The sequence below is a fragment of the Hamadaea flava genome (assembly GCF_024172085.1).
GTDB classification, from domain to species: domain Bacteria; phylum Actinomycetota; class Actinomycetes; order Mycobacteriales; family Micromonosporaceae; genus Hamadaea; species Hamadaea flava.
This window is the reverse complement of record NZ_JAMZDZ010000001.1, coordinates 7,429,022-7,440,787: the sequence shown is the minus strand read 5'-3', so window position 1 is coordinate 7,440,787 and position 11,766 is coordinate 7,429,022. Positions and strand designations below refer to the sequence as shown.

Sequence of the window (11,766 nt, the reverse complement as noted above, 5' to 3'; positions counted from 1 at the left end):
TTGGCGACCGCAAGATCGCAGTCGCCAAACCTCCAGGAGACGTCGGCGGCGGTTGCGGGTGGCAATCACCACGGTCACATCGGACATGACGGCGTCGTGCCCCGATCAGCCCGAATCGAGCGGGTCGTGGCCGAGCAACATGAGCCCGCGCCGCCATTGTTCAGCGTCGCTGTCCCGCGTTGGCGGATTCGCCAGCCGGATTTCGATGAGCCCGATGGTCCGGGCCATGACCTCGACGTCTGCTTCGGTCACGTCGGTCCGGCGTTTGCCGAGCACCTCGACGACCCGCCAGCCCAGGTCGCCTGGATCACCCTCGGGTTCCTCACGCGGCACGCCAAGTGCCTCCTGGCCGTAGACGGACGGGCTGGCCGCCAGCGAGTCCCGCAGCTGCCTCGAGTTCCTGTTCACCAGATCGTGAAATCGCTGCCATACCTGTTCGGCATCGGTACATCTCTGTGCCATCACCTGTTCCTCTACGTCGCGAGTCGCGTACTCAGCGGTCCAGCGCACAGACGGTTTACCGGGCATCTGCGGGACAGCCCACGCTCTTGGCGGTTGCGCTATGAGGCGCGCAGCCGCTTAGGGCCATTTCGATCGGCGGTCAGGTCGGCGAGAAGTGCCTCGATCAGGCCCTCTTCGTACGCGACGGCCTTCTGCTCCCCCATGACACGGCCGAGTTCGGCATCCCATGGCGTCTCCAGGACGGCTTGCTCCGGAAGCCGGACGCGGTCGGCGTTGGAGAGTCCGGCTAGGCAGTCGAGATAATCCCGTGCGCCCATCCGCCATGGGCGGGCAGTCGGGACGCCGCGCAGAAGCGACGCGACATGTCGCAGACCCGCGGGGTCGAAGTCAGCGCGGACCGCGATTTGCCAGCCTTGTGCCGCCAGTCTGCCGATCGCGTCGATCTCGGAAGCCGAAGGCGTACCAACGGTACATAACAGACGGATGGGTTTCGATGACTGCGGACTTGCGGCGACAAGATCTGCGGCGGCGCCGACGATCGACGGATTCTCGGTGACGAAGACGCACCCGCCGTCTGGTGGTGGATGTGGCCAGCTACGGTTCACGAGCTCGCGCGGTGGAAGGGTGACTACGGCGTCTGCGGGCAGCACCCACCCGAGCGGCTGGATTCCGAATGCTAGCAGACCTCCGGTGAGGTCGTCATAGTCGACGCCGAGCGCGGTCCATGCCGCTCGCGGAGCCAATCCGGTAGGGATGGTGCCGGCGGCTGCCATGACGGCAAGGACGAGCCCGGGCAACGTCCCGGCGTCAAGGGCATGCGGATTGCGGGTAACCGACTCGGCGAGCAACCGTCGATCGAGGCGGCTGCCTTCGGCAGGCAACCGGGCGATGACGTCTACCGCCTGCCTGACGAGGTTCGCCGGATCGGACGCGGCGAGCATGCGGGCAGTCCATCCGGTCCGCTGCAGCACAGCCCAGATCTGGTCAGCGTCAGGCTCTACCGGGGAGGTTTCTGGAAGCGTCTGAAATACTGCGGTGAAGCGCAGGCGTAGCTGTTCGAGGCTGTTGCGGCGTTGTGCGGTTTGGCGTACGCGCTCACCGAGGCTTCGCTCAACCACGTGGGCTGCGATCATGCCCGGCGTGACGACCGGATCGTGAGACCTGATGCGCTCGGTCAGGTCGGCGAGGTCAACACGCACACTCTGGCCGCTGCGCGGGACGCGTCCGCCGAGGAGTCCTAGTGCCGCGGCACGTTCGGCTGGGCTGGCAGGAGCGGTGATGGTCGCGGTCCCGCTGGTGAGTTGCCGGTCGCCGCGTCGATCGCCGGCAGCCGCGAGCTGGCGCCAGAACCAGTCCAGTTGTGCCGAGCGTAGTGGGCTGAAGTCGACATTGGCGCAGTCAGAAGCGCACCATTCGCACACGCCGACGTTTTCGATCATTCGGGTTCCTCGCCGGAGTCGCCCGGCAGCGGGCTCAGGCCCCGAACGAGCATGGGGAAGGCGACGACAGTAGTGTCGGGTCCCGCTTCCAGGTCCCATGCGTCGATTCCGTCCCACGCTCCGGGGGCGCCGTCCCAGAGGTAGCTGGTGCAGATGAGATCCAGGTCGAGCTCTGCAAGGTAGCGGGCAAGTCCTTCGCGGCCGCGTTCGTCGACCTCGGCGGGAACTTCGTCGAGGGCGGTCAGTCGCAACCCGGCGAGGTCGAGCTGGTCATAGTAGGCGGCGACGGCGGCGAGCATCGGGGCGAGGACGACCAGGCGACGTTCGCCACCCGACAGACCTGTCTTAGAGGACCAGCGGCTGGTTTGGCCGCCGGGTCGGACGATTTCATAAGTGATGTCAAGCCACTTGCGGAGGTCGATGGCGTTGGCCAGTTTCTCGGCGGTGGTGGCACCGTCAGCGGCGTTGATGAGGTCCTGCAGTGCCTCGCCCACTTCGATCTGTTGCGCGCTCGTGAGGGTGGTCTCCTTGCAGGCGAGGCGATGGACGGTCAGTTCGGCTGCACTGAGGTCCTTCAGCAGGGTCTTTCTGACCTGTACGCCGACGCCGGAGGATGCGGCGGCCTTGTTCATCTTGCGGTTGACGTCTTTGATCCAGTCCTCGATGCCGACCCATGCGGTGCCGATGGCCAGAGGCAGGCGGCCGATGACGAAGTCGCGCAGCGCGGACTCCTCCGCTTTGTCGAGAGCTGCCTGTGCCCGATCGCGGAGCCGGCGTCCGGCTTCGGCGGCGGCGGGCGGCGTGTAGGACATTCCGTCGTGGGTCAGCACGTACGTGTCGAGACTGTCGTAACTGTCGCCGGGATCCAGTGTCCAGAGTCCAGCGAGATCCGCCCGGCAGGCGTCGTAACGTTCGCGTAGCAGGCGTCGGTTGATGGCCCGCTTGCCGGTCAGCGCTGCGCTGACAGCGGCGACGAAGGCTTCATCAGTGGCATCGTCGTCCGATGGTGTCGCTATGGCGGCTTCTCCTCCGAGAGCTTGCGCCAGTCCGGGAACATCGACAAGACCGCGTAGCTGCCGGATCGCGGCGGCGGTGAGCGGGACGAGGCTCTCGACCCTATCCGCGGCTTGATTCAGTTCGAATCCGATCTTTTGGGCTTCGATGCGCTTGTCGCTAGCGGTGCTTTCAGCGAGTATGAGTCGCTCGGCCAGCCCTTGCCTCCGTTCTTTGGCGCGGGCGTGCTGCGCGAGCGCGGTCTCGGCGTCGAGCCCGACGGCCATGACCAAGGCGTCGTACTCGGTCTGGACCTCGCGGGCATGTCGCGCCGCGGCGACGGTTTCGGCGTGCTGCCCTCCCAATGCGTGATTGCGTTCGCGGTCATTGACCGCGTTGCCCGCTAGGCGCTGGAGCCGCGGCCGCAGGCGGGCGGCCAGGTCTTTCGCCAGCCCGTCGAGCTTCTTTGCGGCTTCGGCTTCGGCGTCCCGGAGACGACCCAGTTCGGCCTTGTCGCTAGGTAAGCCGCGTGCCAAGGTTCGCTGCGTCCATTCGGCGCGCAGGTCATGGGCCAGCTCGCCAAGTTCAGCGGCCCGTACGGACGCTTCGGTTGCCTTCGTGTTGAGACGACCGGCAAGGATCGCTGCTGCGGCCCGGGTACTCTCAGCCCGGGTTGCCGCAGAGCGGTCAGGGAACTGCCTCACGGCCGAGGCAATCCGCTCGGCGGACAATTGGTGCAGTCTGGCGACGGAATCTTGGTCGTCGGCTTGTCCCTCGAGGATCGCGGCTTGTGCTTCGAGTTCCTCAGCTCGGGCGAGGGCGGCGGCGCGCCGTTGCGCGGCACCCACATAGGCGGCCGCCGGTCTGCGCGCCGGGTCGTCAACGCCGGCTGGACGGCCGTGCAGCGGCCCGGCGGCGAACGTCCCGTCACGTCCGACGGTCAGCCCCGAGTTCGTGTCGGCGACGCGGGCAGTGTCACGAAGCGGGATTGCGGTCAGAACTCTCGTTGCCGCGCCTGACAAGGGATGAGCCGGGTCGGCGATCAGCACCGACGACAGGTTAGGTTCGCTAGAGTGGCTCGTCGCGGTCACATACCACGCCTCAGTGTGCACACCGTCGGGCAGAAGCACAGCGCCGAGGAGACCGCTGGCGGCCAGCGCCAATTCGATGCGCGCACGTCCGTCCGAGTCGGTGTACGTGGGGTGCCAGTCGATCGCGTCGGCGAATGCGGCACCTTCAGCAAGTGGTCCAGCCCAGTCGGGCCGTGGGACCGGCAGAAGTTTGCCTTCGCGTAGTTGCCGAGCCTCGGTAAGCAGTCGGTTGCGCTCCTCGCGGAGAGCGGCTGCCGCCTTCCGGACGATCTGAGCGCGATGGCGCAGATCGACGGCAGCGGTTTGGCCGCTGTCCTTGATGGCATTGGCGAGGCTGTCAATTTCGGTGAGCGCCTGAGCAGGTTCGTCTCGCGTCGATGCGATCGTTTCGGGGAGATGCCATACCGAGGAGTCCACATTTGTAGCCGAGGATGCGTCATGAACTGCATCGTCGACTAGCGAGACCAGTGGCTCATGCTCGGCGTACCAGTCCTCTATAGCGTCAACTAACTGCTGTATAGCGGTGCGCGCAGCTGATGTTTCGCGAGCCAGTTCTCGCTGTTGTTGCTCGGCTTGCAGCCTCGCCGCTCGTGCCTTGTCCGAGGCGTCGTCTGCCTGTCGTTCAGCTTCATCGGTCTCGCGGCGATCAGCCAGTGCCAGCTGTGCGCTGTCACCTCGCGTTCGGTGGTCGCTTGCGAGGTTCTTCCAGGACCGCGCGAGGTCGTCCGTTCGTTCGAGATCGACGGCGATCTGCGTCGCCGGCCCGGGGTCGATCGTCACCGTCTCGATGTGGAAGGCATCCTGCGGTGTGGTGCCGACAATGAGCAGCGGGTGGTCGGATCGGGCGTGACCGTCGATTCTTGCGGCTGCGGCAAACATCTCTTCGAGGTCTACCTCGATGTCGGACGCACTTTCGCGTAGCTGCGCGGCCCGCTGGGTTGCGGTCTCGACGGCTGTCTGGAACGCCGTCAGCGAGGTCGACGCGGCTCGCATATCGTTGGAGACCGCGTCCTGCATGGCGGTGAGGCGGCCAGCCGCTTTGTATCCCTCAGAGGTTTCCAATGCGCGGATGGTCGCCTCGAGACTTCGGGCTGTCTGGGAGAGTTCGGCGAACTTACTCTCCGCTTCGTCGCGCTGCTGGCGGGCGTCCTCGAGTTTCTTGCTGGCCTTTTCGCGTTGCCGCTCGGCTTCCTTGGCGTCCGACAACGCCTTCTTCGCGGTTGCGGTCGCGCCGGTGACGACCTCGACGACGTGTCCGGCCCACGCTTCGGCAAAGCGATCAAGGGCGACGGCTGCGTCGCGGTCGCGTTGGAACGCCTCCCGGGTCGCTTCCGACTCGGCGAGCGCTTCAGCCGTGGCGGTGACGACGTCGTCCGCGACTCCGGGGAGCGCGTCGCGCAGAGTCTCGGCGGCGGCGCGAGGTGACACATCACCGAGCAGCGTGGGGTTGCGGACGGCCCGGACGCGGTTGGCCAGTTCGAGTAGCTCGCGTTCGTCGGCGGCCCAGATCCGGGTTGCCAGGTGAGCTACGTACGCGTCTTCGTCGTCGAAGACTATGCCCCCGACTCTGGCTATCTCCTCGGTGAACTGATCGGCCGACAGGAATCCGCGATTCGGGCCGTAGAACGCGACATCCCGCAACGGCACTCCGGGCACCATGAACGGCGTCACCCGCACGGCCGGCGACCCGCTCTCGCTGAACAGCAGGCGTACGCCGTAGGAGAAGGTCCCTTCGTTTCCTGGTGCGGCCAGGGTGAGCCACAGATATCCGCAGCGTCGTTTAGCTCCGTTGGCTCCCTCGCGCATCAGCAGCGACAGCGTGGTTGGCCTGGCTTTGCCTGCGGCGAGCCGTTGCGGATTGAGATCGAGAAGATACGGCCACAAGGCTTCCAGCGCGGTGGTCTTTCCCGTGCCGTTCGGACCTCGCAGCAACAAGCGGCCGCTGGGTGCGTCGAGGTGCAGATCGCCGTAGCGCCACACATTGGACAGGCCAGCGCCGACCAGCCGCCATCGTGTGGTGAAGCGTTCGGCGTGTCCTACCGGTTCGGCGGGATTGTCATCGTCAAGGATCGCCAGAAGGTCAGTCGATGTCACGGTGTCCCTCCGGTGGCGCCGCTCCAGTGTTTCCGACGGACATGCCACTTGGACTGGCGTCAGCACGACGCCCAGCAGGTCGCCGAACGTGCGGATCGGTTGGACGCTCCCACCGTCCGGCTGCCGGCGTGAACCACCACGTGGCGTCCTCGACCCGGACGAGGTTTGCTCCCGAGAGCAGCGCCAGGACGTCCGTGGCCAGCACGGGCAGGCTTTGCACATATTCGGCCGCCCACCCTTGATCGGCGTAGCGCTCGGCGAAGTCCGCGAGGTAGGCGAGGACCTCGCTCCGGGCCAGTCCGCGCCAGCCGGGACGATCGGCGTCGATCGTGCCATGCGCATCAGCCACATCGCACAGCAGCAACCCGGCATGCGCCACGGTGCCTCCACCCGGGAATGGGCAGTCGCCGAGCTGATCCCGCGACCGGAACGACTCCAGCGGTACGACGAACGCCGCGCCTTCGGCGCGACGCTCCAGATGCAACCCGAATGCCTCGGCCAGCGGCAGCCCATCGTCACCGCGCACCCGACGCGACAGCCAATCGGCCTCGTCAGGGTCGAGATCGCCGGAATAGACAGCCGTGTCGTCGATGAGCCGACGGCGCATCCGCCGGGCGGCTTCGGGCTCTCGCTCCACCTGCTCGAGCCAGCCCAACGGATCTTCCACCGGATCGGCGGGGGCGAAGTTGGCGATGATGTGCACCAGCCGATGATGGTGGATAGCCAGCAGAACCGGCGGGTCGTCGTTGCGGAGGAACTCGCTGACATCGCCGTCGATGCTCTCAACCGCGCCGCGCTGGTCCAGCATCTTCAACGCGTTGAAAATCGCCAGCCGTTCTGGCTTGTCATCGCGGGATTGTATGGCCGCCTCGGCGGCCGCCGTACGCGCAGCGGCGACGAGCTGGCCGATACTCACTCGGCGTGGCAACGACTCCGCCGCCGCGACCAACAGGAAGAACCACGAGCACGTCAGCGGATTGGGCCCATTGACCGCCCAGGCGTCACGTCGCACCGGTGCCGACTTGCGCAACCGCACGAAGTCCCGATCGACCACAAGCACCCAGCCCAGACGGGCTAGCACGTCACGTATCGACGTCTCGTTGCGGCGGACGGTGGCGATGGCAATGTCATCCCGGCCGGCGACCAGCCACGGCTGAACCATCAGCAGACGAAGAGCAGCAGCCGTCTCGGCAGCTGCCTCCGGTCCGTGTCCAGAACGCCGCCGCCATGCTTTGGGATTCGACGTCGTCGTCATGGCCGGGCCGCCTGATCAGCCCGCTCGAATATTGCGACCGCGCGGACGGCCAAGTCGGGACGTGTCTGCCGCGGCCGAGCTGCCCATTGTCCCGGCAGGTGAAACACCGGCCGACGTCCAGGCAACAGCACCCGCCACGTCGGCGCGATCAGCGCGCCGATGCCCTCCCCGGTGTGAAACAGCGTGCACGACAGGCCGTCCCGGGTGCCGACACGCCGATCCGTTGTGCCGCGGGACAGCCCAGCTCGCACCGCGGTCATCAGGGCCGCCAACGCCACCGTCGCAGCCCGCGCCGACAGCTTCTGCCCCGGCTCGGCGGCGAGGATCTCCGTAAGCGCTGCGGCGTGCTCAGCGACTCTCCGTTCGCGGGCGGCCTGCACCGCCGCACGCGCCGCCGCGTCGTCACGCGCGGCGGGCGCCCGGCCGCGGGCACCAGTCCGGCCAGTCGTACGCAGAAGTTCGGGCAGCTCCACCGAGGGTCCACCACGCCACATGGGGTTGCTCGCCAGATCGGTGTCTTCCGCCTCCCCGTACAATTTGCGCCATTTATGGTCGCCGGTGGCCGCGAGCAGGATCGCCGTGCCATAGCGCTCATCCAGACATGCCTTGGCCAGTAGCAGCGATCGGGCGCGGCCGGTGCCGTAGCTAGCCGAACTGTGTAGGCGCCTGAGGTTGGCGTGCATGCCCGGCAGGGCGCGAACCAGTCGCAACGCGAACCTGCTCGACCGGCCAGTGTGCGGATCGCACCACGCCATCAGCCCTTCCCAATCGGAGACACGGCCGCCTTTCGACGCTGTCAGCGCACCACGTTCAATGAGCGCACGCGCTTGAGAACCGGCGACGGCCACCGCCGCGAGGGTCGCGAAGTGGGGCTGGAGCAGGCGATGCAGCAGGTCGTGTGCCCGCTGCGTCCCTCGGTCGAGTTCACCCGCGACATGCGTGGCATAGTCGACCAACAATCCTTTGAGTTCGGAAGTAGCGTCGTGATCGAGGTCGAAGCGATCCGCCAACCCGGCCAAACTGTCCTCTGCGCCCACCAGGGCGGCATCGAGATCGTCGTGACCGGTGAACAGCCGTCCGATCAGTTCGGCGACTGCGGCATCGTCACGCCGCGTCGAGTGCACAGCCGCTGCCAGCTTCTCGACCGACTCCACGATCCGTGCCAGGCTGGGCAACGGGATCTCACGCATCGTCGGGGTAGCGGCGAGCACGGTCGTGTAGAAACGATGCACCTGCCGACCTGCGGGGGTGGCGCTCCAGCGCCAGTTCCGAGCCAGGATGTCGGCGTGCCGCCGAATCCGAGCCGGGTCGCTGCGACCTGTGGCCGCCGTCCAATCCTTGAGCTTGTCCAGCCGCTTCTGCACAAGGTCGTCCGCCATCGCCGGTCCCGAAGCCGACACGAGCGCGGCAATCTCGGCTGGAGTGAGGTCCGTCAGGGACGACTCCAACACGGTCATGATCCGGATATAGTCCGCGGAGCCAGGTGCCACCAGATACGCCATGGCGCGCCGCGAGTCGGTGACATCGACCTGGAAATCCCACGAATCGTCGTCGCGCTCGCCGCCGGCGCGGTCCGGTGTGTTTCCCACCCGGCGTACCTCCCCAATCGCCACGGCGCGACCAGCGGTGCCGTGACCGAGAATCACAGAGTATCGGCTATCTACACAATCCGTGAGCCTGCGGCGACAGGCAAGATTACGACACTTGATGGTGATGTCCTGCCTCGCCGTCCCTGTCATGCGTCGACCTCGACACCGGTCGCCTGGCTCGGCCGGACCTGTAGCGCTCGCCTTAATTCGCCCACGTCGGAGCGCCGTGGCTGGCAGCCCGAGCTGTGGGCCGGTAACCACATAGGTGTCACAACCCGATAACGGGTGTCCCCGTGATTCCCGGCCTGATCCTGAGCTGGGGCGCGGTGCTGGTCTGGGCGCTGTTCTCCGACGCGGGTTGGGGCCGCTGGCTGGTGCTGTTCATCGCGACCTTCGTCGCGCTGGCCGGCACGGCCGCCAAGTACGCCTGGCCCGGCCGCCGCCTCAAGCAGAGCGGCGTGCCGAACTGGTCGCTGATCGCGGGCGGGCTGCTGGGCATCGTCGGCTTCTTCGTCGTCCCAGTCGTCGGCCTGCCCCTCGGCTTCGTCGTGGGCATCCTGCTCGCCGAGTTGGCCCGCCAACGGCAGTTCAAACCGGCCTGGTCCGCGACCTGGCACGCGGTCAAGGCCGTCGGCCTGTCCATGCTGATCGAACTGGCCGCCGCCCTGATCATCGCCGTCACCTGGGTGGTGGGCGCGTTCGCCGCCTGATCCGGACGCCGCAAAGCGGAGGGCCGCTTGGCTCGGTCAGCCCGTCGTGACGCTTATCGGTGACGCACCGACGTTGACGCCGCAGGCCGTCGGGCCTGGGTTGACCTGGGCATCCGGAAGACATCGCCCGCCAGACGGCCGAAGATCACCGCCGCACCCAACGCGACCAGCCGGATCCCGTCGGAGCTGCCGTGCCAGGTGAGCTGGCCCAGGTGGTTCACCAGGAAGCCGCCGAACACGAGGAACCCGATGACGGCGGTCACGATCGGCGCCCTCCACACGGAGGTGGCCGCGGCGAAGCCGAACACCGCCAGCACCAGGACGGCGTACCGGAGCACGGCGTCCGCCGGCGGGACTGCCGAGGCGACGAAGGCCACGACGATGACGACGAGCGATCCGAGGCCGACCAGGATTCCCTGCGGACGGCCTGGGTCCGCCTCGCTCAGGTGTGGCGGGTTCACCCCCGCCCGGATGGTGTTCACGACTCGCTCCGATGGTTGTCAGCGGCCGCTTTTCGGCCCCTACCATCAAGTCGACAACCGGGGATGGCGGCTGCACAGACGTCCTTACGCCTTCTTGACGCCCGCCGCCGGCTTCTTGACGTTTCGTTGACGACCTGGGAGATCCGCCGGGTGTGACGCACCGGTCTTCGCTCGCCCTCGCCCGATCCACTGAGCCGAACGCCCGCGGAATCTGCACAGCCACACCGACACGCGTACACGAAGGCTGCGGGCCGCCCGCTGGCAGGCGCGCTGGCGCACAAGCAGCAACGTCGGGGCGTGACGGCGAACGTCAGTCTTCATTGCGATCCTCCGGGCCTTGGTACCTAGCGCCACCGAGTACCGCTATACGGTATCACTTAGTAGCTAGGCCGCAACACTCCACTGCCGCGCCCGGACGGCCGCCGCCTGACTCGATCCGATGGGGAGGAAGCGTCGATTTCCCGCTGATCCGCGGCTGCGGCAGCACCCGTGGCTGTGTGCCACCGTTCGTGGACACCTGTACGGTCAGGTCATGGATTACCTGCACACCGCGGTGGAGCTACCCGGAGTGACGCCCGTGGAGGCGCTGCGGGCGTTCACCGATGCGACGATGCTCAGCGGCTGGTGGCGTGGGCAACTGACCTTCGAACCCCACCGTGGTGGCCGGTACCGGGTGGACTTCAGCCAGCTCGGCAGTGCCCTGACCGGACGGGTCGTCGAATACGATCCGGCGCGACGCCTGGTGTTCACCTGGCAATGGGACGGCACCGGCCACGTCTACCAGGTGACTGTCACCCCAGCGGAAGTCGAAGGCGGCACCAGCTTGCAGATCACCCACGGCCCGTACGCCGACTCGGCACAGGACGCCGAGGACCGCGATTCCCACGAGCAAGGCTGGTCATATTTCCTGCCGCGCCTCGCAGAAATGATCAGGCCGCACCGCTGACCCCGCCGCCTATCTTGCTCAGATGGACTGGACGGAACCACGCCGACCATCGGCCATGGACGGCGGCTAGGCGGTGTCGTGGAGTTTGCCGCTTCGGGACACCGTCGTATCCGTGCACGAGCTGAGGTCGAAGCAGCAGGGCCGCCGCTTGCCGTCGTCCATCTTCGACAGGCTCGCCTCCACCCGGGTCTGCCGGGTCGACGGGTTCGCCGTGGCGTTGATCCAGCGCACCCATTCCCAGCGGGCCATCGGCGTGATGTCGTCCCAGATGAGCCGGATCCGTTGCGGCGCGGACGCCAGCGCGTCGGCGAAGTCGGCCGGGACTTCTGGTTCCGGCCACTCCTGAGCCGGCTCGACGGTGATGTCGACCGCGTCGCCCACCGAGAGACCCGCGGCGCGCTGGAGCTCGTCGTCGACCTTGATCCAGTGGCCCCGCCGCCCGTCCGGTTCGATCACCGACTGGAAGGCGTGGCCGTTGAGGAATCCGTTCACCGCGACCTGCCCCCGCGACGGCAGCAGCTTGCTCGCTTCGCCCGGCATCCGCACGATGGTCGTGGTGACGACGGTTTCGAGGCCGGCCTCGAAGCGGATCGGCGTCGTGGACTTCTGGCTCATGCAGCAAGAGTTCCAGGTCAGACGTGGTCGGTCAATTCCGCGAGGCGGCGGCCGGGCGCTCCGCCTGAGATGGCACACGGACCCGCGCGC

At 67.2% G+C, this 11,766-nt stretch carries 9 protein-coding genes; 2 read left to right on the top strand and 7 right to left on the bottom strand.

Translation table 11 applies throughout. The features are described from left to right. Positions 1 to 105: 105 nt before the first annotated feature. The 5 genes from HDA40_RS34805 to HDA40_RS34785 form a co-directional block, all read right to left on the bottom strand. The gene (locus HDA40_RS34805) at positions 106 to 408 is read right to left on the bottom strand and encodes a DUF3140 domain-containing protein (protein WP_253762065.1); all 303 of its coding nucleotides are present in this window, start codon (positions 406 to 408) and stop codon (positions 106 to 108) included. A gap of 152 nt (positions 409 to 560) precedes the next feature. Beyond that, the gene (locus tag HDA40_RS34800) at positions 561 to 1,901 is read right to left on the bottom strand and encodes a DUF2399 domain-containing protein (protein ID WP_253762064.1); all 1,341 of its coding nucleotides are present in this window, start codon (positions 1,899 to 1,901) and stop codon (positions 561 to 563) included. Further along, complete coding sequence (locus HDA40_RS42335) at positions 1,898 to 6,079, bottom strand: SbcC/MukB-like Walker B domain-containing protein (protein ID WP_253762062.1); 4,182 nt, start codon at positions 6,077 to 6,079, stop codon at positions 1,898 to 1,900. Before HDA40_RS42335 ends, HDA40_RS34800 begins: the two co-directional genes overlap by 4 nt. Continuing rightward, positions 6,066 to 7,334 (bottom strand): DUF2398 family protein, encoded by a 1,269-nt coding sequence (locus HDA40_RS34790; RefSeq protein ID WP_253762060.1) that lies wholly within the window; start codon positions 7,332 to 7,334, stop codon positions 6,066 to 6,068. Before HDA40_RS34790 ends, HDA40_RS42335 begins: the two co-directional genes overlap by 14 nt. Beyond that, complete coding sequence (locus HDA40_RS34785; RefSeq protein ID WP_253762057.1) at positions 7,331 to 8,923, bottom strand: DUF2397 family protein; 1,593 nt, start codon at positions 8,921 to 8,923, stop codon at positions 7,331 to 7,333. Before HDA40_RS34785 ends, HDA40_RS34790 begins: the two co-directional genes overlap by 4 nt. A 293-nt stretch (positions 8,924 to 9,216) precedes the next feature. On the opposite strand from HDA40_RS34785, the gene HDA40_RS34780 reads away from it, so the two are divergent. Next, entirely contained in the window at positions 9,217 to 9,633 is a 417-nt protein-coding gene (locus HDA40_RS34780) for a DUF456 domain-containing protein (RefSeq protein WP_253762056.1), read from the top strand. Between the two features lie 53 nt (positions 9,634 to 9,686). Here HDA40_RS34780 and HDA40_RS34775 read toward each other — a convergent pair whose 3' ends face one another. After that, positions 9,687 to 10,115 carry a hypothetical protein gene (locus HDA40_RS34775; protein WP_253762054.1) on the bottom strand — a complete coding sequence of 143 codons (429 nt, stop codon included), beginning with the start codon at positions 10,113 to 10,115 and terminating at the stop codon, positions 9,687 to 9,689. Positions 10,116 to 10,647: 532 nt separating this feature from the next. Here HDA40_RS34775 and HDA40_RS34770 point away from each other — a divergent pair. Continuing rightward, positions 10,648 to 11,061 (top strand): SRPBCC family protein, encoded by a 414-nt coding sequence (locus tag HDA40_RS34770; protein WP_253762052.1) that lies wholly within the window; start codon positions 10,648 to 10,650, stop codon positions 11,059 to 11,061. Positions 11,062 to 11,127: 66 nt separating this feature from the next. Here the strand turns inward: HDA40_RS34770 and HDA40_RS34765 are convergent, their stop codons facing one another. Beyond that, positions 11,128 to 11,676 (bottom strand): YdeI/OmpD-associated family protein, encoded by a 549-nt coding sequence (locus tag HDA40_RS34765; RefSeq protein ID WP_253762050.1) that lies wholly within the window; start codon positions 11,674 to 11,676, stop codon positions 11,128 to 11,130. Positions 11,677 to 11,766: the final 90 nt, after the last annotated feature.

Excerpts from the sequence above, each read along its gene's own strand:
- HDA40_RS34790 (WP_253762060.1), bottom strand. The coding sequence starts at position 7,334 with ATGACGACGACGTCGAATCCCAAAGCATGGCGGCGGCGTTCTGGACAC.
- HDA40_RS34770 (WP_253762052.1), top strand. The coding sequence starts at position 10,648 with ATGGATTACCTGCACACCGCGGTGGAGCTACCCGGAGTGACGCCCGTG.
- HDA40_RS34765 (WP_253762050.1), bottom strand. The coding sequence starts at position 11,676 with ATGAGCCAGAAGTCCACGACGCCGATCCGCTTCGAGGCCGGCCTCGAA.
- HDA40_RS34800 (WP_253762064.1), bottom strand. The coding sequence starts at position 1,901 with ATGATCGAAAACGTCGGCGTGTGCGAATGGTGCGCTTCTGACTGCGCC.